Annotated in this window: 20 protein-coding genes; 10 read left to right on the top strand and 10 right to left on the bottom strand. The window is 71.6% G+C overall.

Annotated elements, in window-relative coordinates; all coding sequences use genetic code 11:
• Positions 1-91: 91 nt before the first annotated feature.
• Together ABZ656_RS15140 and ABZ656_RS15135 are read right to left on the bottom strand one after the other, a co-directional pair.
• Complete coding sequence (locus ABZ656_RS15140; RefSeq protein ID WP_101400226.1) at positions 92-1,279, bottom strand: glutathionylspermidine synthase family protein; 1,188 nt, start codon at positions 1,277-1,279, stop codon at positions 92-94.
• Positions 1,280-1,344: 65 nt separating this feature from the next.
• Positions 1,345-1,692: a hypothetical protein gene (locus ABZ656_RS15135; RefSeq protein ID WP_360268089.1), complete on the bottom strand. Its 348-nt coding sequence runs from the start codon at positions 1,690-1,692 to the stop codon at positions 1,345-1,347.
• A gap of 155 nt (positions 1,693-1,847) precedes the next feature.
• On the opposite strand from ABZ656_RS15135, the gene ABZ656_RS15130 reads away from it, so the two are divergent.
• Positions 1,848-2,675, top strand: a complete 828-nt coding sequence (locus ABZ656_RS15130; protein ID WP_101400224.1) for a DMT family transporter — start codon at positions 1,848-1,850, stop codon at positions 2,673-2,675.
• A gap of 132 nt (positions 2,676-2,807) precedes the next feature.
• On the opposite strand, the gene ABZ656_RS15125 is transcribed toward ABZ656_RS15130, so the two are convergent.
• Both ABZ656_RS15125 and ABZ656_RS15120 read right to left on the bottom strand, forming a co-directional pair.
• Entirely contained in the window at positions 2,808-3,488 is a 681-nt protein-coding gene (locus tag ABZ656_RS15125; protein WP_360268086.1) for a DUF4232 domain-containing protein, read from the bottom strand.
• 290 nt (positions 3,489-3,778) lie between these two features.
• Positions 3,779-4,558, bottom strand: coding sequence for a DUF3050 domain-containing protein (locus ABZ656_RS15120; RefSeq protein ID WP_180362028.1), 780 nt, complete (start codon positions 4,556-4,558; stop codon positions 3,779-3,781).
• 246 nt (positions 4,559-4,804) lie between these two features.
• Here ABZ656_RS15120 and ABZ656_RS15115 point away from each other — a divergent pair, with 246 nt between their 5' ends.
• From ABZ656_RS15115 to ABZ656_RS15090, 6 genes are all read left to right on the top strand, one after another.
• Positions 4,805-5,392 carry a hypothetical protein gene (locus ABZ656_RS15115; protein WP_099946583.1) on the top strand — a complete coding sequence of 196 codons (588 nt, stop codon included), beginning with the start codon at positions 4,805-4,807 and terminating at the stop codon, positions 5,390-5,392.
• Positions 5,393-5,422: 30 nt separating this feature from the next.
• Complete coding sequence (gene pabB / locus ABZ656_RS15110) at positions 5,423-7,621, top strand: aminodeoxychorismate synthase component I (protein WP_101400222.1); 2,199 nt, start codon at positions 5,423-5,425, stop codon at positions 7,619-7,621.
• Positions 7,618-9,189 (top strand): AMP-binding protein, encoded by a 1,572-nt coding sequence (locus tag ABZ656_RS15105; RefSeq protein ID WP_360268081.1) that lies wholly within the window; start codon positions 7,618-7,620, stop codon positions 9,187-9,189. Before pabB ends, ABZ656_RS15105 begins: the two co-directional genes overlap by 4 nt.
• A 62-nt stretch (positions 9,190-9,251) precedes the next feature.
• Positions 9,252-10,823 (top strand): class I adenylate-forming enzyme family protein, encoded by a 1,572-nt coding sequence (locus ABZ656_RS15100; RefSeq protein ID WP_360268078.1) that lies wholly within the window; start codon positions 9,252-9,254, stop codon positions 10,821-10,823.
• Entirely contained in the window at positions 10,820-12,019 is a 1,200-nt protein-coding gene (locus ABZ656_RS15095) for an FAD-dependent monooxygenase (protein WP_360268075.1), read from the top strand. Before ABZ656_RS15100 ends, ABZ656_RS15095 begins: the two co-directional genes overlap by 4 nt.
• Positions 12,020-12,037: 18 nt before the next feature.
• Positions 12,038-12,844, top strand: a complete 807-nt coding sequence (locus tag ABZ656_RS15090) for an aminotransferase class IV (RefSeq protein ID WP_360268072.1) — start codon at positions 12,038-12,040, stop codon at positions 12,842-12,844.
• A gap of 115 nt (positions 12,845-12,959) precedes the next feature.
• On the opposite strand, the gene ABZ656_RS15085 is transcribed toward ABZ656_RS15090, so the two are convergent.
• Together ABZ656_RS15085 and ABZ656_RS15080 are read right to left on the bottom strand one after the other, a co-directional pair.
• Entirely contained in the window at positions 12,960-13,451 is a 492-nt protein-coding gene (locus tag ABZ656_RS15085) for a carboxymuconolactone decarboxylase family protein (protein WP_360268069.1), read from the bottom strand.
• Positions 13,441-14,979, bottom strand: coding sequence for a PLP-dependent aminotransferase family protein (locus ABZ656_RS15080; protein WP_360268066.1), 1,539 nt, complete (start codon positions 14,977-14,979; stop codon positions 13,441-13,443). The genes ABZ656_RS15085 and ABZ656_RS15080 overlap by 11 nt, the downstream gene beginning before the upstream one ends.
• A 47-nt stretch (positions 14,980-15,026) precedes the next feature.
• Between ABZ656_RS15080 and ABZ656_RS15075 the strand changes: the two genes are divergently transcribed.
• Genes ABZ656_RS15075 through ABZ656_RS15065 form a run of 3 tightly spaced genes read left to right on the top strand, consistent with a single transcriptional unit; the run spans position 15,027 to position 16,722 of the window.
• On the top strand, positions 15,027-15,548 hold the full coding sequence (locus tag ABZ656_RS15075; RefSeq protein ID WP_101400217.1) for a carboxymuconolactone decarboxylase family protein: 522 nt from the start codon (positions 15,027-15,029) through the stop codon (positions 15,546-15,548).
• Positions 15,545-16,012, top strand: a complete 468-nt coding sequence (locus ABZ656_RS15070) for a carboxymuconolactone decarboxylase family protein (RefSeq protein ID WP_360268063.1) — start codon at positions 15,545-15,547, stop codon at positions 16,010-16,012. Before ABZ656_RS15075 ends, ABZ656_RS15070 begins: the two co-directional genes overlap by 4 nt.
• Positions 16,009-16,722 (top strand): isocitrate lyase/phosphoenolpyruvate mutase family protein, encoded by a 714-nt coding sequence (locus ABZ656_RS15065; RefSeq protein ID WP_101400215.1) that lies wholly within the window; start codon positions 16,009-16,011, stop codon positions 16,720-16,722. Before ABZ656_RS15070 ends, ABZ656_RS15065 begins: the two co-directional genes overlap by 4 nt.
• Before the next feature lie 6 nt (positions 16,723-16,728).
• On the opposite strand, the gene ABZ656_RS15060 is transcribed toward ABZ656_RS15065, so the two are convergent.
• Genes ABZ656_RS15060 through ABZ656_RS15045 form a run of 4 tightly spaced genes read right to left on the bottom strand, consistent with a single transcriptional unit; the run spans position 16,729 to position 22,364 of the window.
• Positions 16,729-17,685 (bottom strand): ABC transporter substrate-binding protein, encoded by a 957-nt coding sequence (locus ABZ656_RS15060; RefSeq protein ID WP_101400214.1) that lies wholly within the window; start codon positions 17,683-17,685, stop codon positions 16,729-16,731.
• Between the two features lies 1 nt (position 17,686).
• Positions 17,687-19,645 (bottom strand): ABC transporter permease subunit, encoded by a 1,959-nt coding sequence (locus ABZ656_RS15055; RefSeq protein WP_360268059.1) that lies wholly within the window; start codon positions 19,643-19,645, stop codon positions 17,687-17,689.
• Complete coding sequence (locus ABZ656_RS15050) at positions 19,645-20,817, bottom strand: glycine betaine/L-proline ABC transporter ATP-binding protein (protein WP_360268056.1); 1,173 nt, start codon at positions 20,815-20,817, stop codon at positions 19,645-19,647. The genes ABZ656_RS15055 and ABZ656_RS15050 overlap by 1 nt, the downstream gene beginning before the upstream one ends.
• Entirely contained in the window at positions 20,817-22,364 is a 1,548-nt protein-coding gene (locus ABZ656_RS15045; RefSeq protein WP_360268053.1) for a GMC oxidoreductase, read from the bottom strand. Before ABZ656_RS15045 ends, ABZ656_RS15050 begins: the two co-directional genes overlap by 1 nt.
• Positions 22,365-22,416 lie beyond the last annotated feature (52 nt).

Here is a 22,416-nt window from a genome sequence, read left to right as displayed (position 1 = left end):
GCCCTCGTACTGGACGTACTCGGGTCTGTGCCTGGTGCGGTGAGAGTGCGTGCATGGCGTCGCGGGGCAGACGGGAATTTGACGACAGGGCCTAGAGGATCACGTGGGGCAGGAAGCGGGCGTACTCGTCCGTGATCAGCCCGGACGACTCGCGAATGCCCAGACCGGCGGACTCCCCCTCCACCACCCAGGCGCCCAGGACCACGTGGTTGCCGTCGAACGCGGGCAGCGGGGCCAGCTCCTGGTAGCAGCAGGGCTCGTCCTCGCGTACGACGGGGGCGGCGCCCGGCGTGTGCACCGTCACCCCGGCGCCCTCGCGGCCGAGGAGCGGCTTGGCGACGTATCCCTGGGTGGTGGCCAGCTCCCGGGGTCCGTCGAGGTAGGCGGGGAGGAGGTTGGGGTGGCCCGGGTACAGCTCCCAGAGGACGGCGAGGAGAGCCTTGTTGCTGAGGAGCATCTTCCAGGCGGGCTCGATCCACAGGGTCGTACCCGTACCGCCGCCGTTGTCGAGGGTGTCCAGGACGTGGTCGGCGAAGCGGTCGGTGGTGAGCCACTCCCAGGGGTAGAGCTTGAAGCAGCTGCGGATGAAACGGAGCTGGTTGTCGACGAAGCGGCCGGAGAGGGGGTCCCAGCCGATCTCCTCCATCGAGATCCAGTCGGTGTCGAGGCCCGCCTGCTGCGCCGTCTCCTTCAGATACGCGACGGTCATGAGGTCCTCGCCGAGTTCGTCGGCGGCGGAGTGCGCGAAGTAGAGGGGGCTGCCCGGCGGGAGGAGGGCGGACTGCCTCTTCCACGCGGCGACGAGGCGTTCGTGGAGGGAGTTCCACTGATCGGCGCCGGGGAAACGGTCCTCCATCCAGAACCACTGGGGGCTCGCCGCCTCGACGAGGGAGGTCGGGGTGTCGGCGTTGTACTCCAGCATCCTGGCGGGGCCCGTGCCGTCGTAGCGCAGGTCGAAACGGCCGTAGACGGAAGGGAGTTCGCCGCGGCGCCGCCAGGCCTCGGCGACCGCGCGCACGACGCGCGGGTCGGTGATGCCGAGGTCGGCGAAACGGTTCTCCGTGACGATGTGCTCGGCCGCCGCCAGGCACATGCGGTGCAGTTCCTCGACGACCTCCTCCAGCGCCTCCACCTCCGGGAGCGAGAAGGCGTAGTACGCGCTCTCGTCCCAGTAGGGGCGCAGCGAGTCGTCCGGGTAGCGGGTCAGGGGGTAGATGAGGCCCTGTTGCTCGACGGTCTGCTGCCAGCCGGCGCGGGGCTCGATGGTGCGGCGTTCCATGGCGTACGGGTCCGATCGGTGCTGGGCGCGCGGCCTGCGGGTGCGGTGACGTGGTGTCGCGTCGCTCAGCCGCCGGAGCTGCCCTTGCCGCTGCCGAAGCCGCCGCGGTCGACGGAGTGGTGGCTGCCGCCGGTGCTGCCGCCGGATCCCTTGCTCGCCTTGGTGAAGGAGCCGCCGTCGATCCAGCCGCTCTTCTTCTTGCCGCCGTAGTACCAGCCGCTGCCGACCGAGGTCTTGGTGGTCTTGCAGTTCTTGTCGGCGACGACCTTGTAGCCCCTGGCCGAGGTGTAGCTGTCGCGGTCGACGCAGCGCTTGTCCGGCTCCGAGGAGCAGGCGGTGAGGGCCGCCGCGAGGAGTCCCATGCCGCCGAGCACGACCGTGCCCGAGCGCAGTTGCCGTCGTGTGTCCGCCATCTTCGATCCCCCGTTTGTCGTGACAGTGCGTTGTGTTGAGCGTCCTGGTGGGTGCCCTGCTGGGCGCAAGCGATCAGATTAGGGAAAAGCTCTGGCAGGTGGGCGGCAGTCCCCTCCTTTTCGGCGTCCCCTACAGTCACTTCGTGCTCTTTGGAATGGTGTGCGCACTTGGTGCGGCGGTCTGTTTCGGTACGGCGACGGTGTTGCAGGCGATCGCCGCGCGGGCGGCGGCCGACAGCGGCGGCTCGGGCGGGGACGCGGCGCTGCTGCTGCGGGCGCTGCGGCAGTGGCGGTATCTCGCGGGCCTCGCGCTGGACGGGCTCGGCTTCCTGCTGCAGATCGCGGCACTCCGCTCCATCCCCATCTACGCGGTCGGGGCGGCGCTGGCGGCGAGCCTCGCGGTGACGGCGGTGGTCGCGGCGCGGCTGCTGCATGTGCGGTTGAGCGGGGTGGAGTGGGCCGCGGTGGGGGTGGTGTGCGCGGGGCTGGCGATGCTCGGACTGGCGTCCGGGACGGAGGGCAGCGAGGCCGGGTCCATGACGCTGAAGTACTGGATGCTGGGGACCGCGGTGGTGGTGCTGCTGCTCGGTCTGGTGGGCGGGCGGATGTCCGGGCGGGGTCGGGCACTGGTCCTCGGCCTCGGGGCCGGGTTCGGTTTCGGCGTCGTGGAGGTGTCGGTACGGCTGATCGACGACCTCGCGCCCGCCACCCTGCTGACCAACCCGGCGACGTACGCGCTGCTCATCGGCGGAGGCGCCGCGTTCATCCTGCTGACCTCGGCGCTGCAGCGCGGCTCGGTGACGACGGCCACGGCCGGTCTGGTCATCGGTGAGACCATCGGACCGGCCCTGGTGGGGGTGATCTGGCTGGGCGACCGCACACGCGAGGGCCTGGCCTGGCTGGCCGTGCTGGGGTTCGTGGTGGCGGTGGCGGGGGCGTTGGCACTGGCACGGTTCGGGGAGGCGCCGGTGGAGGAGGGGTGACGGGGCGACGGGGCCAGCGTTGAGGCCTCGCCCTCGAACGCCGGGCACACCGAGGCCTTCAGGGGCGCGAGGAGCTACGCGGCCCCTGGTTCACACCGAGCCCGTCCGGGCAGCGGACGCTGCGACAGGCCGTCAGCCGCCGACGGGGCCGGTGTAGGTGCCGGGGTGCGTGGCGCCGTCCTGGAGCAGGACGCTGCCGCCGGGCCAGGCCAGGGTGGTCGAGGTGGTCTCGTTCGGCGGGGTGACGACGACCGAGGTGGCCTTGAACTCGGTGCCGCTGCCCTGGTTCCACGGCAGGAAGGTGATGGTGAACGTCGTGCTGCTGCCGGCGGCCAGGGTGACCTTCTTGGGCGTAGCGCCGCTGCGGGTCAGCGACCAGCTGCCGCCGGAGGACTTCAGGTCGACCCCGGGGAAGCCCTGGATGGTGCACGCGGCGGACGTCTTGTTCTTCAGCACCACGGCCAGCTGCTGCTGGTCGTCCGAGCTGCTGACCTTGCCGTCGCCGGCTCCGAACGAGAAGCCCAGCCCGGCGGTGTGGCAGCGGCTCGCGCCGGTGCCGCCACTGCTGCCGGTGCCACTGGCGCCGCCGGTGCTGGTGCCCGTACCGCCGCTGCCCGTGCTGCTGCCCGCGTCCTTGGTGGCACCCGCGTTCTCGACCGGGGCGCCGCCGGTCGAAGTGGCCGAGGACGAGGACGTCGGTGCGGACGACTGGTCGCCCGAGGCGTCGTTGCCGCTGCCGTTCCCGCAGGCGGTGAGCGTCAGGGCCAGCGCGGACGTGGCGGCGAGTGCGGTGGCGGCGTGGAACAGGCGCATGGTGGTTCTTCTCCGTTGCATGAGGGGCGCTGACGGGCGCCGTGTTGATCAACACAGTACGTGGCGATCCTCAACAGCCCTGTAACAGAGGAGTCTTGACCTGGCGTCAGTCATTCAGAAGGCTTTCGGAGCACTCGCCGGGTTCCGGGCACCGCGTACGACCGCCCTGCCAGTGGCGGATCTTCCGCGCGACCTGATCGAGCGCGTCGAGGTCCGGCTGCCGACAGCACCCCAGCCCTCCACCCGCGCCCCCGGCCCTCCGGTCGGGGGCACCACCGTTGTCCGGGATCTCAGGCCATCGCCTCCACGATCCCGTCCCACAACCGGACCCTCGCCTCAAGGGCCAGCGTCGCCGTTTCGACCGCCTCCTGCCAGCGCGTGTCGTCCGTGCCGCAGAGGTCGGCCACCATCTGCATGGCCATGGGGGTGTGTTCCTCGCCGTCGACCTCGATATGTCGGGCCAGGTAGTCGCAGAAGAGCGGGAAGCGGTCGGTGCCCTCCTTCTTGATGACCTGGTCGAACATGTCGGGGATGAGGTCCTCCCGGGAGAAGGCGAACGCGGCCGCCCGGCAGTGCAGGGGCCGGTCCGAGATGATCTCGAAGGTGGTTCGGACGAACTCGGCGGCAGGGCCCGGGACTCGGGCGACCCGGAGTGCCGAGGGCACGTCGTGGCCCTCGGTGATCAGAGCGAGGAAGGTGTCGATCCTGGTCGCGTCGGCGTCCGCCTCGGTCATGCCCGCGCGGTACAACTCGAAGTGGCTGGTGAAGCCGCCGTTCAGTCCGTCGCTCTCCTCGACCAGGACGATGTCGTTGATCAGGCGCCGGCTGACCTCCGTGCCGCGCGGCACCCAGGGGACGTCGACGCAGGTCAGTTCCCGCTGGAGGGACTTCAGGAGCGACATGAAGTCCCATACCGCGAACACATGGTGCGCCATGAACGTCGCCATGTCCTCCCGGCTGCTTATCCGCTGGTAAATCGGGTGGGTGGTGACCTCTTTCCGAGCGGGTTCGATCACGGAACGCGCCCGCTCGATTCCCTCGTGGTTCATATTCCAGTCGTACCTGGACATGGGATCTCCTTCTTGGGGACAGACGGGGGGCAGATGAGGGGGCCGGATTTGCGGCGGATGGCGATCGTGCAGCTTTATCGACGGACCCCGCAAGCACTTTCGGGAATTACGGGAGAGTTACCGGGAGTATCGATCGACAGAAGATGTCAAGACAACCTAAAGATAAACAAAAGGTCACGATCCGGACACTCGAAAAACTTCGTTGAAGATTTGAACGCGCTGTATGCGCTTTCCGTACTCGTTAGCGTGACCAGGAATCCCGTAACCGTCACCGTGGCGTATCACGTGATCCCGGGCCGCGAGACCGACTTCCACTCCTGGGGGTGGGCCGTGCTGCGGGCGAGCTCGCGCGAACCGGGCTTCCTGGGGGGTGGTGTACTTGCCGACGGAGAGGCGGAGTGGCATGTGGTCTACCGCTTCGACAGCGAGGGGTCGGCCCTGGCCTGGGAAGATTCGATCATCCGGGCCCAGTGGGCCACCCGGGCGGACCCGTTCGCCCGGGAGACGGGCCGGCGGAGCGTGCGGGGCTCCAAGAGCTGGTTCGACGCCCAGACCGGCGCGCCGAAACCGCCGGCCGCACCGCTCCCGCCCGCGAAATGGAAGCTTTGGTTCGTGAATATGAGCGCGGTCTTCCCACCGGTTCTCTTATTCAATCTTCTCGTGATTCCGTATCTCGGCGGCCTCAACCCACTGATCCGTACGCTGCTGCTGTGTCTTTGTGTGACGGCCCTCGTCACCTGGATTCTCATGCCGCGACTTCAGAGATTCTTCAAGAAATGGCTGTACCCACCGCTCCAGGCGCTCCGCGGACGTCACAAAAGACGGACCGCGTAGGCCCGAGAACGATCAAAGGGAGGTGGGCGGGTGAAGACCCTGCTCATCGACAATTACGACTCGTACACGTACAACCTGTTCCAGCTGATCGCCGAGGTCAACGGCGAGGAGCCGGTGGTGATCCTCAACGACGCCGCCCCCGACGGAACAGGCGGAAGAATTCCGGATCTCTCGGAATTCGACAATGTGGTGGTGTCGCCCGGACCGGGACACCCGGCCGAATCCCGTGACTTCGGGATCAGCGCCAGAGTGCTCGCGGAGTCCGCGATCCCGGTGCTCGGTGTCTGCCTGGGCCACCAGGGCATCGCACTCGGGGAGCGGGGCCGGGTACTGCCCGCCCCGGAGCCCAGGCACGGCCATCTGTCGAGAATCCGGCACGACGAGCGGGACCTGTTCCAGGGGCTGCCGCAGCACTTCACCGCGGTCCGCTACCACTCGCTGTCCGTGCGCGAGCCGCTGCCCGAGACGCTGGAAGCCACGGCCTGGTCCGAGGACGGCGTCCTGATGGGGCTGCGGCACCGCACCCGGCCGCTGTGGGGCGTGCAGTTCCACCCGGAGTCCGTCCTCACCGAGTACGGCCACCGGATGCTCGTGAACTTCCGCAACCTCACCGCGCAACGCGCCCGCAAGACGCGTCCGAAGAACACCGCGGTCACCCCGTCCGCGGCGGCCTTCCCCACCCCGGCCGCGCCCTCCCGCCCCGCGCGGACCGCCCGCCCCGCTCACCGGCTGCACACGCGCCGCATCGCCACCGCCGTCGACGCGGAGGCCGCCTTCACCCGCATGTACGCCGCCTCTCCGCGGGCGTTCTGGCTGGACAGCGCGCGGGTCGAGGAGGGGCAGTCACGGTTCTCGTTCTTCGGTGACGGCTCCGGGCCGCTGTCGGAGTTCGTCCGCTACGACGTCACGAGCGGCCGCTGCGAGATCGATCGGGCCGGACGGCCGCCGCGCAAGGTCCGGGCGAGCGTCTTCGACTACCTCAAGCGGCAGTTGGCGAACCGGCACGTGGACGCCACCGGGCTGCCCTTCGACTTCACCGGCGGATACGTCGGCTACTTCGGGTACGAGACCAAGGCCGACTGCGGCTCCCCGAACCGCCACCAGGCCGAAACCCCCGACGCCTGCTGGCTGTTCGCCGACCGGCTGATCGCGGTGGACCACCAGGAGGGCTTCACCTACGCCGTCTGTGTGGCCGAGGACACCCCCCAGGCCACCCGGGAGGCCACCGACTGGCTCGACGGCGCACTCGCCCAGCTCACCTTCGTCGGCGCCGACCCGCAGCCGTTACCCCCCGCACCCGTGTCGGCCGAGCCCGACCTCGGCGCCGCCGAGCCGTGGCTCGTCCGCGACCGGGCCACCTACCTCGCGGACATCGAGGCCTGCGCGCGTGAACTGCGCGCGGGCACCAGCTACGAGATCTGTCTGACCAACGCCGCCCGGCTGCCCGCGCCGCCCGACCCGTACGACTTCTACCGGGTGCTGCGCCGCGTCAACCCGGCGCCGTACGCGGCCTTCCTGCGGTTCGGCGACCTCGACGTGGCGAGCGCCTCCCCCGAGCGCTTCCTGCGGATCACCCGCGGCGGTGTCGCCGAGGCCCGGCCCATCAAGGGCACCGCGCCCCGGGGCGACACCCCGGAGGAGGACGCGCGCCTGCGGGACGCGCTCGCCGCCGACGCCAAGACCCGCGCCGAGAACCTGATGATCGTCGACCTGCTCCGCAACGACCTGGGCCGGGTCTGCCGGACCGGGACGGTACGCGTCTCCCGGCTCATGGCCACCGAGACCTACGCCACCGTGCACCAGCTCGTCTCCACCGTCGAGGGCCGGCTGCGCCCGGACACGGAAGCGGTGGACTGCGTGCGCGCCTGCTTCCCCGGCGGCTCGATGACCGGCGCGCCGAAGCTGCGCACCATGGAGATCATCGAGACGCTGGAGACCGAGGCGCGCGGGGTGTACTCCGGGGCCCTCGGCTACCTGGGGTGCAGCGGCGGCGCCGACCTCAGCATCGTCATCCGTACCGCCGTACTCGCGGACGGGCTGATGCACCTGGGCGCGGGCGGCGCGATCGTCCTCGACTCCGATCCGGTCGCGGAGTACGACGAGATGCTGCTGAAGACGGCGGCACAGATGCGGGCCCTGCGGGAACACCAGGAAGCCACCCCGGCAGGGGTGAGCGCCCGTCGGGCGGACACCCCCCGCCGCGCCGCCGTAGAGGAGCCCGCCCGGTGACGATCCCCACGTCCACGCCGACTCCGCAGTCACCGACCGGCACCCACGCCGACGCCGACGCCCCCGGCAACCTCGCCACCCATCTCGCCGCGCTCACCGAGCGGCGCGGCTGGGGCGACCGGGTCGCCTTCCACCAGGGCCACCGGGCCTGGACGCACGGCGAGGTGCACGAGCTCGCGGGCCGCACGGCCGGTGTGCTCCGCGGGCAGGGCGTGGATGCGGGCGACCGGGTGCTGCTCGCGCTGCCCGACGGCATCGCCTGGGTGGCGGCCTTCCTCGCCACCGCCCGGCTGGGAGCCGTCGCGGTCCTGGTCAACCCCGAACTGCCCCCGGCCGAGCACGCGTTCATGGCCGAGGACGCCAAGGCCGTGCTCTGCGTGACCGGACCGGGCCTGGAGGACCGCTTCACCGACCGCGTGCGTCTCGGCACCGACCAGCTGATGGCGCTCGCCGCCGACGCCGAGCCGGCCGCCGCGCACCCGGTCGACGCGCACACCCCGCTCTACGTCCAGTACACCTCCGGCACCACGGGCCGGCCCAAGGGTGTCGTGCACTGTCACGGCGACCCGAAGACCTACCACGACCTCATCGGCCGACGGCTGCTGCGGATCACCCCGGACGACGTCACCCTGTCGGTGTCGAAGCTGTACTTCGCGTACGGCTTCGGCAACGCCTTCGTCTTCCCGCTCTTCTCCGGCTCCTCCGCCGTCCTGGTGGACCGGCGTCCGAACCCGGCCGCCGTGGACGAGCTCGTCGCCCGGCACCGGGTCACCCTGCTCTACTCCGTGCCCTCCGCGTACGCCGCCCTCGTCGCCGACCGGGGCAGCGGTCACGCGGCCTGTTTCGCCTCCGTACGCGCCGCCGTGTCGGCCGGGGAGGGCCTGCCCGAGGGGCTCGGAAAGCAGGTCACCGAGCTGCTGGGCGCGCCGGTCCTGGAGCAGATCGGCTCCACCGAGGCCGGTCACGCGTTCTGCGCCAACAGCTTCGAGCACAACCACCCGGGCACGGTCGGCCGCCCGGTCCCCGGCTTCGAGGTGGAGCTGCGCGACGAGGCAGGCGCGCCGGTGGAGGACGGCGCGGAGGGCGAACTCTGGGTCCGGGGGCCGACGCTGACGCCCGGCTATCTGAACCGGCCCGAGGAGTCGGAACGCACCCTGGTCGGCGGCTGGCTGGGCACCCACGACCGGGCGCGCCGGGAGCCGGACGGCAGCTACCGGCACCTGGGACGCACCGACGACCTGGAGATGGTCGGCGGGATCACCATCTCCCCGCTGGAGGTGGAGGCCGTGCTGCGGGCCCATCCGGCGGTGAAGGAGGTCGCGGTCGCGGCCATGACCGACTGGCGCGGCTTCAGCCGGCTGCGGGCCTTCGTCGTCCCCGTCTCACCCCTGCCGCCCGGCCTCTCCGGACTGTCCGGGCCGTCCGGTCTCGAACCCGAACTCGTGGGCCTGGCGCGCGAGCACCTCGCCGCGTTCAAGGTCCCCAGAGCCATCAGCTTCGTCCCGTCCCTGCCCCGCACCTCGACCGGAAAGCTCCGCCGCCACCTCGTCCGCCGGGGCGCCTGGTGACCGCCGCGGCACCACGACCACAGACCACAGCCACAGACCACAGGACAGAAGGGAACGGGCACATGCGACAGCAGCAGCCCCTGCTCGCCGACCGCGGTTTCTACCTGGGCCCGATGTTCCGGCACGCGGCGGACCGCCACGGAGCCGTCTTCGTCACCCTGGACCGGCCGCTCGACGTCAATCCCGGCCTCGGGGTCGACCTCAGCTATCCGGTGCTGGCCGAAGTGGTCGAGGAGCTCTCCGGACGACTGTGGGAGGCCGGGGTCCGGCCCTCGGAGGAGGTGGTCGTCCACAAGACTGACAACGTCGACATCGTCCTGCTGACCTGCGCCGTCTCCCGTATCGGGGCCGTTCCCGTCCTTCTGTCCCCCGCGCTCGCCGGTCCGGTGGTGGGCCGGCTCCTCGAACGGCTCCACCAACCCTGGCTGATCACCGACAGAGCCAAGCTGGAGGGCCCGCTGGAGGAAGTCGGCCTCTCCACCCTCGTACGCCGGACGCTCTCCGTGGACGACGCGCCCGGGGCCGAAACCCTGGAGAGGTACGCCGGGGCAAAAACCCCCTCTCCCGTCCGGCTGCATCCGCGCGAGCCCGCCCTGATCACCCACAGCTCGGGCACCACCGGCCTGCCCAAGCTCGCCGTGCACTGCGCGAACACCATGTGGAACCGGCTCGTCCCGCAGAAGGCGATGGGCTGGCCCACCCGCGGCGAGACCGCCGCGCTGCACATGTCGTTCGTGCATTCGCGCTTCTACCATCTGCTCGGCGTCCTGCTGCACTTCGGCAGCCCGCTCGTGCTCATCACCGACCCGGACCCGGCCACGGTGGGACCGCTGCTGACCCGGCACCGCCCCGGCATCGTCGAGACCCACCCCAACACCTTCGTGCTGTGGGAGGAGCTGGCCGACGCGCCCGGAGCGCCGTTGTCCCGGGTCCGCTCGTACGGCTCCACGTTCGACGCGATCCATCCGCGCACCGTACGGCGGCTGCTGGACGCCTCGAAGCGGCGCACGCCGTGGCTGATCCAGCTGTACGGGCAGAGCGAGACGGGTCCGGTGGCCTTCCAGTGGTTCACCCGGCGCAGCGCCGCCCGCGCGGACGGGCGCCGGGTCGGGATCGGGATCCCCGGCTTCACCCGGGTCCGGGTCACTGACGACTCCGGCGGGCGTGCCAGGCCCGGCACGCCCGGCCGCATCGAGGCCCGCACCCGCGGGCGGATCCTCACCTACCTCGGCGCCCGGGAGCAGTACCTGCGCCAGCTCGACCGCGGCGGCTGGTGGCAGATGGGCGACATGGGGTACCAGGGACGGCTGGGCGGGCTGTATCTGATCGACCGTGAGATCGATCAGATCGACTCGGTGCACAGCAATCTGGAGGTCGAGGACGCCCTGATGGACCGGCTGGAGGAGCTGCGTGAGGTGGTCATCGTGCCCGGCGCGGACCGGGAACCGGTGCCGGTGGTGTGCGTACGGGGCGAACGGCCGCTGGACCCGGCGCGCTGGCGGGAGGCCACGGCCGATCTGCCGCCCATGGCCGAGCCCCGTCAGTGGCGCTTCGAGGAGCTGCCGATGACCGCGACCTGGAAGGTGAAGCGGGTGGAGATCACCCGCATGCTGGCCGAGGGCGCGCGCACGTGAGCGGCGCCTTTGGCCATCCGGTCCTCGTGGTGGGTGCCGGGCCCGTGGGGCTGTCGGCGGCGCTCGCGCTGCGCGCGCACGGGCTGCCGGTCGTGCTCCTGGAGGCGGACCCCCAGGAGCGCGAACGCCCGGGCAGCCGGGCCCTGTTCGTACACCGGGAGACTCTGCGGCTGCTCGACGGGATGCGCCCGGGGCTGGCCGCCGAGATCACGGCGTACGGGCGCACCTGGCACACCAGACGGACCCTGTACCGGGGCCGTGAGGTGTACGCCCGCACCTTCCCGCCGCCGTCAACGCCCGGCTTCCCGCCCTTCACCAGCCTGCGTCAGGTGGACACCGAGCGCTTCCTGCGCACCGCGTGCGAGTCGGCCGGAGTGGAGTTCGCGTGGGGGGCGCGGGTGACGGGGGTGCGCGTCGCACCGACGCAGGTCGTGCTCACCGGCGCGGACGGCCGCGTCTGGACCGGAACGTACGCCGTCGCCGCGGACGGGGCACGCTCGGCGGTCCGGGGCGAGCTGGGCATCCCGATGGAGGGGACGCGCGCGGACGGCTTCCACGTCGTCGTTGACGTCGCCGATCTGCCGGGCGCCGAGCTGCCGTTGGAGCGGGTCTTCCACTACGAGCATCCAGGGGTGGGCGGCCGCAGTGTGATGCGGGTGCCGTTCACCGGGGGCTTCCAGGTCGACCTGCAGTGCCGTGACGACGACACGCAGGAGGCGTACGGGACCGAGGAGGCCGTACGGGAATGGCTGCCCGCGGTGGTGGGCGACGGGTACGCCGAGCGCGTCCTGTGGGTGTCGACGTACCGCTTCCTGCGCAAGGTCGCCGCCTCGTTCAGCGACCCGCAGCGGCGGGTGCTGCTCGTCGGCGAGGCCGCCCACCTGTTCCCGCCGTTCGGCGCGCGCGGGATGAACAGCGGGATCGCGGACGCGGCGGCGGCCGCGCGGGCGATCGCCGACGGGACGGCCGCCGCGGTCGCCGGGTTCGCCGAGGTCCGGCGGGCTGCGGCCCTCTTCAACAGCGCGGCCGCCGGCAGCGCGCTGGACCATCTACGACCGCACCGCCGGATCGTCCGCGTCAAGCAACGGGCGGCGGCGGCGCTCGCACCCGTGCTGCCGTGGTGCGGTTCCTGGCTGGAGCACGCGCCGTACGGGCCACGGAACGGTTCGCCCGCTGTCGCGGGCCGCAAGTACTGAGACCGAGAGGGGTACGCAGTGACACAACCGGCCATCGCGGAGGAGCTGTTGGCGTGGTCACCCGGCCGTGGGCTGACCTCCGGACCGGCCCCCGGCACGTCGCCGGGCGGGCGGCTGCTCGTCGCGGACTCGTGGCTGCTGCGCGACGGCCGGATGCGCGGCTTCGACCGGCACCGGGAACGCTTCCTGCGGGCCTGTGGCGACTGCGGCGGCCCACCGCTGGACCGGCTCGTCGCGTTCTGGCGGGACATGACCGCCGCGCTGCCGCGCACCGGGGAGTGGTTCCCCCGGGTCGAACTCGCCTCGGGCTCCATGGAGTTGCGGCTGCTGCTGCGGCACGCGCCGCCGCTCGGCACGGGCGTGCGGGTCTGGGCGGCGGGGCAGAGCGATCCACGGACCGTCCCCCGCCGCAAGGGGCCCGACCTGGACACCCTGGCCCGGGTGAGGCGGCGGGCCTCCGGGGAGGGCGCGGAAGAAGCGGTGCTGATCGCGTCCTCCGGTGTGGTGCTTGAGGCGGCCACGGCCAGCGTGCTGTGGTGGGAGGACGACACCCTGTGTTCGCCCTCGCCGCAGCTGCCCGTCCTGGCCGGAGTGACGGCCGGCCTCGTCCAGGAGCGGGCCCACCGGACCGGGATCCGTGTCGCCCACCGCGAACGGACCGTGGCCGAGCTCGACGGCCGTGAGGTGTGGCTCGTGAACGCGCTGCACGGGATCCGGCCGGTGACCGCCTGGACGGCGCGGCCGATGAGCCCGGCGCCGGCCGTGCGCGCCCCGGAATGGCGGCAGTGGCTGGACGACGTCATGGAACCGCTGCCGGTGGACTGAATTCCGGAGTCGACTGGATTCCGGTCGGGATCGCCGGAACAAAAGACGGGATCGCCGGGACAAAAAGCGCCGGGTCGAATTCAATTCGACCCGGCGCTCTCCCCCGTACCCGAATTCAGCTTTTCTTCTGGGCGGGCTGGTAGGCGCCCGGCACCATACGGGTCGCAATCGCGATCCGGTTGTACGCGTTGATGACGGTGGCCGCCCAGATCAGCGCCGCGATCTGGGCCTCGTCGAAGACCTCCGCCGCCGCGGCGTAGACCGCGTCCGGCACGTGTCCGTCGTGGACCAGCGTCACCGCCTCGGTCAACGCCAGTGCGGCACGCTCCCGTTCGGTGAAGAACGGGGTCTCCCGCCAGGCGTTCAGGGCGTAGATCCGCTGCTCGGTCTCACCCCCGGCGCGGGCGTCCTTGGTGTGCATGTCGAGGCAGAACGCGCAGCCGTTGAGCTGCGAGGCGCGAATCCTGATCAGCTCCAGGAGTTCCGGTTCGACCTTGGCGTCCTGGGCCGCGGAAACGGCGGCTCCGTGCAGGGCGCCCATGGCGCCGGACGCCTCGGGAGTAATCTTCTTCAGGGCCACACGGGACAGGGCTTCACTATTGCTCATGAGGCGACTCTATTCCATGAAAAGGGCCGCCGACTCCCTCGTTGTGGAAAGTACCGTTGAAAGTGCCGTCGAAAGCTCTGTTGAAGGTTCCGTTGAAAGTGCTGTCGAAAGGCAGTGCCGCGCACAATGCGTCCAGCGCCCCCGACCACCCGTGGTCCGGCGGTGTCCCGTACCCCACCACCAGCGCGTCGGTCCGCTCGGCGGACGACTCCGGGTGGCGGTAGCGGTCGAGTCCGTGCACCGCGAGGCCCTGCCAGGCCGCCGCCCGCAGCGTCGACTGCTCGGTGCCGGGCGGCAGGCGCAGCACCACGTGCAGGCCCGCCGCGATGCCCGTGGCCCGGACTCCGGGGGCCTGTTCGGCGAGCCGCGCCACCAGGGCGTCCCGGCGGCGCCGGTAACGCAGCCGGGACGCGCGGACGTGGCGGTCGTAGGCGCCCGACGTGATGAACTCCGCCAGGGTGAGCTGGTCCAGCACCCCGCACGACCAGTCCACCCCGCCCTTCGCCGCGACCACCTCCGGGGCGAGCGACGGCGGCAGCACCAGCCAGCCCACCCGCAGACCGGGGGCCAGGGACTTGCTGACCGTGCCCACATGGACCACGTGATCGGGGTCGAGGCCCTGGAGGGCGCCGACCGGCTGGCGGTCGTAGCGGAACTCCCCGTCGTAGTCGTCCTCCAGGATCAGACCGCCGCCACGGCGCGCCCAGTCCACCACCTGCGCCCGCCGGTCGGGGTGCAGCGGTACGCCCATCGGGAACTGGTGGGCGGGTGTCATCAGCACCGCCCGTACGCCTCCCAGTGCATCCCCGCCCTGCGAACCGGCCGCCAACTCCTCTGTACGCGTGCCGAGTTCGTCGAATCCGAGCGGCACCGTCCGCAGCCCGGCCCGCTCCAGCAGCCGCCAGTGGACGTCGAGCCCGTACGACTCCACGGCCAGCGAGGTCAGTCCCCGCCCGCGCAGCACCTGGCCGAGCAGCATCAGGCCGTGCACGAAGCCTGAGCAGATGACGATGTGCTCCGGCTCCGTGCGGACGCCCCGGGCACGGGCCAGATAGCCGGCCAGGGCGGTGCGCAGTTCCACCCTGCCGCGCGGGTCGCCGTAGTCGAGGGCCTCGTTCGGGGCGGCGGCCAGGGCGCGGCGGGAGGCCTTCAGCCAGGCCGCGCGGGGGAAGGAGGACAGGTCGGGGGAGCCGGGGACCAGGTCGTACGCCGGGCGGGCGTGGGCCGGGCTGCCGGGCGCGGAGGTGGTGGAGGGGGCCTGCACCGGGCGGCGTGCGACGCTCGTGCCCGAGCCTTGGCGGGCGGTGAGCCAGCCCTCCGCCACCAGGTCCGCGTACGCCTCCGCGACCGTGTTGCGGGCGATACCCAGGTCGGCGGCGAGGGAGCGGGAGGAGGGCAGCCGGGTGCCGGGGGCGAGGCGGCCGCTGCGGACCGCCTCGCGGAGGGCTTCCGTCAGACCTCTGCGGACACCGGGTCCGGTCGGCTCGACGTGCAGGTCGACTCCGAAAGTGGCCCAAGGTTTCACCATGTAAATGGACCATACTCCTGGGCTGCTTCGCTCGTAGGGTCGAGAACATGACGACGAACGACACCACCGCCGACACGACCGCCGCCACCGCCGATCGCGCCCCCGAGCACAGCCCCCGCCTGAACTGGGCCAAGCACGCCCCCGAGGTCTACAAGGCCATGCTCCGGCTGGAGACGGCCGCACAGCGGGGGCTGGAGCCGAAGCTGCGCGAGCTGGTGAAGATCCGGGCCTCGCAGCTCAACCACTGCGCGTTCTGCCTCGACATGCACACCAAGGACGCGCTGGCGGCCGGGGAGAGCGTGCAGCGGATCGTCCAGCTCAGCGCGTGGGAGGAGTCGAAGCACTTCTACACGGAGAAGGAACTCGCGGCGATCGAGCTGACCGAGGCCGTCACCGTCCTCACCGAAGGGTTCGTACCGGACGAGGTGTACGAGAAGGCGGCACAGCACTTCGAGGAGGCCGAGCTGGCGCAGCTGATCGCCGCGATCACGGTGATCAACGCGTGGAACCGGTTCGGCGTGAGCACGCGGATGGTCCCGGGCCACTACGAGGCGGGCCGGCACCAGTGACGGAGCGCGCCGAACTCACGGGGGAGCGCACGAAGGTGCTCGACCCGGCGGTCGGGCGGGCCCTGTCCGCGTTGAGCTCCGCCGCGAAGAAGGGGCTCGGCGAGCCCGCGCTCGCCGAACTCGTCATGATCCGCGCCTCCCAGCTCAACCACTGCGCGTTCTGCCTCGACATGCACCTCGAACTGGCCCGCGAGAACGGCGAGTCCGAGGACCGCATCCAGCTCCTCAACGCCTGGGAGGAAGCGGAGGGCCTCTACAGCGGGCGCGAGCGGGCGGCGCTGGCGCTGACGGAGGCGGTGACCGTCCTGACGGAGGGTTTCGTGCCGGACGAGGTGTACGCGCGGGCGGCCGAGCACTTCGACGACGTCCGGCTCGCGCACCTCATCGCCCTGATCACCGCGATCAACGGCTGGAACCGGGTGATGGTGAGCCGTCGGATCCCGCCGGGGGGATACGCGCCGTGAGCGGGGTCGAGGTCTTACGGGCACTGCATCGCCATCGCCTCCCCGACGATCCCCTCGTCCTGCCCGGCCCCTGGGACGCCGTCTCCGCGCGGGTGTGCGTGGACGCCGGGTTTCCCGCGCTCGCCACGCCCAGCGCGGGGATCGCCGCCTCGCTCGGGTACGAGGACGGGGCCACGCCCGCCGCCGAGATGTTCGCGGCGGTCGCGCGGATCGCGCGGGCCGTGGAGGTGCCGGTGTCGGCGGACGTCGAGGACGGGTACGGGCTCGCGCCGAAGGAGCTGGTGGAACGCCTGCTGGAGGCGGGAGCCGTGGGTTGCAACCTTGAGGACTCCCACGGCGGAGCCCTCAAGGACCCGGCCCGGCACGCCGACTGGCTGGCCGAGGTGCGCTCCGCCGCGGGCGACCGGCTCTTCGTCAACGCCCGCGTCGACACCTTCGCCCGCGGGGACGGTGATCCGGAGCGGGCGATCGAGCGGGCCGCGCTGTACGTCGCCGCGGGCGCCGACTGCGTGTATCCGATCGGCGCCCCCGTCGACGTACTGCCGCTGCTGCGGGCGGGGATCCAGGGCCCGATCAACGTGTTCGCACGGCTCGACGGCCCCCGGGCCGCCGAACTCGGCGAGCTGGGGGCCACCCGGATCACCTTCGGGCCGGGCCTCCAGCGCCGCGCGACCGGGGCACTGCGGGAGATCGCCGCGCACCTGAGGTAGCCGGGGTCACGACAGCCACGCGCGCCACGTCGACGCGTGGCTGTCGACCCACTTCTTCGCCGCGTCCTGCGGCGACAGCTTGTCGTTCGCGATCATCAGGGAGACCTCGTTCTGGTCCTCGGTGGTCCACTTGAACTTCTTCAGGAAGGCGGCCGCCTTGCCGCCGCTCCTCGCGAAGTCGGCGTTCAGGTACTTCTGGAGCGGTGTGTGCGGGTAGGCGCAGGCGACCTTGGCCGCGTCGGCGTCGCAGCCCTCCTTGTACGGCGGCAGCTTCACCTCCGTCATGGGGACCTTCTTGAAGAGCCACTGGGGCGAGTACCAGTAGGTGAGGAAGGGCTTCTTCTCCTTGGCGAACTGCTTCATCTGGGTGATCTGCGCGGCCTCCGAACCGGCGAAAACCACCTGGTAGTTCAGCTTCAGGTTGGTCACCAGGGCCTTGTCGTTGGTGACGTAGGAGGGTGAGCCGTCCATGAGCTGGCCCTTGCCGCCGCTCTCCGCGGTGCGCAGTTGGTCGGCGTACTTGTTGAGGTTCTTCCAGTCGGTCACGTCGGGGTGCTGCTCGGCGAAGTACGTCGGGACGTACCAGCCGATGTGCCCGGTGACGCCCAGGTCCCCGCCGGGGACGATCGTCTTCTTGTCCTCGACGTACCGCTTCTCCTGGTCGGGGTGGCCCCAGTCCTCCAGGATGGCGTCGACCCGGCCCTGGCTGAGCGCGTCCCACGCGGGGACCTCGTCGACCTGGACGGTGTCGACGCGATAGCCGAGCTCGTGCTCCAGCAGGTACTGAGCGACGGCCACGTCCGCCTGCGCCCCCACCCAGGACTGGACGGAGAGGGTCAGGCTCTTCGAGCCCCGCGCGTTCGCGAAGGGCGAGGCCTGCTTGGTCATGTCGACGGCGCCGCAACCGGTCAGCGTCAGCAGCGCGGCCGCACCGGCCATCACCGAAGTCGTACGAAGGCGCATGTCACGCTCCCTTCTTCGTGGTCCGCGCAGTCGGCTGGGTCACCCGGTCGAGCATCAGGCCGAGGCAGACGATCGCCGCGCCGGCGACGAGACCGGTCGCCAGGTCGCCCTGCGCGAGGCCGAACACGACGTCGTAACCGAGCGCGCCACCGCCGACCAGACCGCCGATGATGACCACGGCGAGGACGAGCACGACGCCCTGGTTCACGGCGAGGAGCAGCGACTGGCGGGCCAGCGGCAGCTGGACCTGGCGCAGTTGCTGGGCGCCGGTGGCGCCCAGCGAGCAGGCCGACTCCAGCGCGGCCGGGTCGACGGCGCGCAGGCCCTGGGTGGTGATGCGGACGACGGCGGGCAGCGCGTAGACGACCGCGGCGGCCACGGCGGGCGCGCGGCCCACGCCGAACAGCGCCACCACCGGGATCAGGTAGACGAACTGCGGCATCGTCTGGAAGACGTCCAGCACCGGCCGCAGCAGCCGCTCGACGCGCTCGCTGCGCGCCGCCGCGATGCCGGTCGCGAAGCCGAGCACGAGGGTCACGGCGACCGCCGCGAGGACCTGCGACAGCGTGTCCAGGGACGGCTTCCACACGCCGAGCACCCCGATCGCGGCCATCGCGAGGACCGCGGTGAGGGCGGTGCGCCAGGTGCCGATCAGCCAGGCCAGGGCGGCGACGATCAGCATGACCGACCACCAGGGCAGCCACTGGAGGCCGTCCCGGACGGGGTCCAGGACCCAGGTGGTGAAGTGGCCCGCCCAGTCGGCGGTGCCGCCGATGTAGGGGACGCCCGAGTAGAGGTGGTTGGTCATCCAGTCGACGACGCGGTTCACGGGCTCGGCGATGGAGAGGGTCCAGGAGGCGGGCCAGTCGAGACGGCCGGTGAGGTGTCCGGCCAGCGCCACGACGAGGGCCACGGCAGCGGCGTACACCCAGCGCATTGCCGTCGCCCCGGAGTCCGAGCCGAGCCGCTCCCCGGCCGCTCCCGTCACCCGGTCCAGGACCACCGCGAGCAGCACGATCGGGACACCGGCGGCGAGTGCGGCGCCCACGTCCACGGAGGCCAGGGCCTGGTAGACGCGGTCGCCGAGGCCGCCCGCGCCGATCACGGAGGCGATGACCGCCATGGACAGGGCCATCATGATCGTCTGATTGAGGCCGAGGAGGAGTTCCTTGCGGGCCAGTGGGAGGCGGGCGGTCAGCAGGCGCTGACGGGCGGTGGCGCCGAGCGAGGTGACGGCCTCCATCACCCCGGCGTCGGCGTCACGCAGGCCGAGCGCGGTGAGGCGGGCCATGGGCGGGGCGGCGTAGACGACGGTGGCGAGGACGGCGGCGGGGACACCGATGCCGAAGACGAGGACGACGGGGAGGAGGTACGCGAACGCCGGGAGCACCTGCATGGTGTCCAGGACGGGGCGCAGCGCGCGGTAGGTGCGGTCGGAGAGCCCGGCGGCGAGGCCGAGCAGCGCGCCCAGCAGGACGGACGCGAGGACGGCGACCACCATGAGCGCGAGGGTCTGCATGGTCGGCACCCACATGCCGAGCAGTCCGCAGGCGAGGAACCCGGCGGCCGTGCCGAGCGCGAGCCGTACGCCCGCCGTGCGCCAGGCGACGAGTGCCGCGACGGCTGTCACACCGGCCCAGCCCGCCGCGAGCAGCACCACGTAGACGGCGCGCACGGAGAGGACGACGGCGCTGCTGACGTACCCGAAGAAGTACAGGAACAGGGGGTGGCTGTCCCGGTTGTCGATGATCCACGCGCTGGCCCGGCCGAGGGGTGCGGAGAGGTCGACGGTGAGGGCGCCCGGCCAGGTGCCGCTCGCCCAGTGGGAGTCGAGGACCGGGACGACCACGGCCGCCGCGACGGCGAGCAGCAGCAGCTTGCCGACGGCCCGGTGTCTGCCGAGGTTCTTGAGCAGCGCGGCGACGCCGGAGTGACCGACGGTCGCGGTGACGGTGGCCATCAGGCGGCCTCCCCACGGGGGCCGTCCGGCGCCCCGACGGCGGGCGTGTCCGCGCCGACGGGCGTGTCCGCGCCGACGGGCGTGTCCGCGCCGGCCACCACGCCGAGCAGCGCCGCCGGGTCCACGACGCCGACGCAGCGTCCATGGTCCATCACGCGGGCGGGGTCGCCCGAGCGGGCCACCGCCTCGATGGCCTCGGATACGGTCGCGTCGGGAGCGAGCGCCGGGCCCCGGGCTGCCTCCGCGGCGGACGCGGCCCGCATGGCCGTACGGACGGTCATGACCTGTTCGCGCGGTACGTCCCGGACGAACTCGCGGACGTAGTCGTCGGCGGGCGAGCCGACGATCTCCTCGGGGGTGCCGAGCTGGACGACACGGCCGTCGCGCATGAGCGCGATGCGGTCGCCGAGGCGCAGCGCCTCGTTGAGGTCGTGGGTGATGAAGACCATCGTGCGGCCCTCGTCGTGGTGCAGCCGGATGACCTCCTCCTGCATGTCGCGCCGGATCAGCGGGTCGAGCGCGCTGAACGGCTCGTCGAAGAGCAGGACTTCGGGGTCGACGGCGAGCGCGCGGGCGAGCCCGACGCGCTGCTGCTGGCCGCCGGACAGCTGGCCGGGCCTGCGCTGCTCCATGCCCTCGAGGCCGACCTTGGCGACGACCTCGGCGGCCTTCTCGCGGCGCTCCGCCTTGCCGACACCCTGGATCTCCAGGCCGTAGGCCACGTTGTCGAGCACCGAGCGGTGCGGGAGCAGGCCGAAGTGCTGGAAGACCATCGCGGCGCGGTGGCGGCGCAGTTCCCGCAGCCGGTTCTTGTCCATGGCGCGTACGTCCTCGCCGTCGATGACGATCGCGCCCGCGGTCGGCTCGATCAGCCGGGTGAGACAGCGGACCAGCGTGGACTTGCCGGAGCCGGACAGGCCCATGACGACGAAGACCTCGCCCTTGCGGACGTCGAAGCTCACGTCCCGGACCGCGGCCGTGCAGCCGGTGCGGGAGCGGAGTTCGGCGGGGGTGAGGGCGGCGAGCTCGGGGTCGGCGGGGACGCGCTCGGCCTTCGGCCCGAACACCTTCCACAGGCCGTCGACAGAGAAGACGGAGGAGGCGGAGGAGGCGGAGGAGGCGGAGGAGGCGGAACCAGTGGTACTGGCGGGGGTGCCGGTGGTCGTACTCATCACGCACCGCCCCCGATCAGCTCGGCGCATTTCTCCCCGACCATGAGCACTCCGATCATCGGGTTCACGGCGGGCATCGTCGGGAAGACGGACGCGTCGGCGATCCGCAGGCCGTCGAGGCCGCGCACCCTCAACTCGGGGTCGACCACTGCCAGTTGATCATCAGTGGCGCCCATCCGGCAGGTGCCCGCCGGGTGGTAGACGGTGTGCGCGACCTGACGGGCGTACGCGCTCAGCTCCTCGTCGTCGGTGACCTCGGGCCCGGGGCACACCTCGCGCTTGAGCCAGCCGGCGAGCGGCTCGGTGCGGGCGATCCGGCGGGCGATGCGGATGCCGTCGACGAGGGTGCGGCCGTCGTAGTCGTCCTCGTCCGTGAAGTAGCGGAAGTCGAGGGCGGGCTTGACCGATGGATCGGCGCTGGTCAGGTAGAGCCGGCCGCGGCTGCGCGGCTTGGGGATGTTGGGGGTCATGGAGACGCCGTGCGCCGGGCGTTCGTAGCCCAGCCGCTCCGGGTTGTCCGTGAAGGGGATCTGGTAGAAGTGGAACATCAGGTCGGGGCCCGCCTGTTCGGGGTCGCGGCGCACGAACAGGCCCGCGTCGGAGTCCATCGCCGAGTTCTCCGGGATCGGCCCGTTGGTCTCCCAGACGATGACCGACTCGGGGTGGTCGAGCAGGTTCTCGCCGACGCCGGGCAGGTCGTGGGCGACGGGTATGCCGAGCTCCGCCAGGTCGTGGGCGGGTCCGATCCCGGAGTGCAGCAGCAGCCGCGGCGAGTCGACCGCGCCCGCGCACAGCAGGACCTCGCGCCGGGCCCGTACGAGGCTCTCCGTGCCGTCCTTGGCGCGTACGCGCACGCCCGTGGCGCGCGTCCCCTCCAGCTCGAGCCGGTACGCCCAGGTCTCCAGCAGCAGCGTGAGGTTGGGCCGTTCGTCCATCACCGGGTGCAGATACGCGACCGACGCGCTGGAGCGCTTGTTGTTCTCGGGGTGGTAGGCGAGGTCGAAGAAGCCGGTGCCCTCGGTGAACGGCTTCTTGTTGAAGCCCTCGACGCGGGGCACGCCCAGCGCGCCCTGGGCGGCCTCGACGAAGTCGCGGGCGATGGCGTTGCGGTCCTTCTCGTCGACCGGGACGATGTTGTTGAGGAGCCGCGCGAAGTACGCCTCCATCGGCACCGCGCCCCAGCCCTTGGCGCCCGCCGTCTCCCACTCGTCCCAGTCGGACGGCAACGGCTTGAACGCGATCAGCGTGTTGTGGGACGAACAGCCGCCGAGGACGCGGGCCCGGCTGTGCCGGATGTGCGAGTTGCCGCGCGGCTGCACGGTCGTCGGGTAGTCGTAGTCCAGTTCGCCGCCGAGCAGGCCCATCCAGCGGCGCAGGGTGAGGACGTCCTCACGGCCGACGTCACTGGGACCGCCCTCGATGACGGCGACCGTCACGTCGGCGTTCTCGGTGAGACGGGAGGCGATGACGGAGCCTGCCGTGCCGCCGCCGATGACGACGTAGTCGTACGTGTTCTCGGACGCGTTCTCGTGCGTGCTTTCGTGCATGGGGGTGCTCCAGGGTGCAAGGGGCAAGTGCTGTGTGGGGTGGTGGGGTTAC

The organism is Streptomyces sp. NPDC007095 (genome assembly GCF_040634475.1).
Lineage (GTDB): Bacteria > Actinomycetota > Actinomycetes > Streptomycetales > Streptomycetaceae > Streptomyces.
Note: the sequence above shows the minus strand (reverse complement) of the source record. Positions and strands in the feature narration are given on the sequence as shown.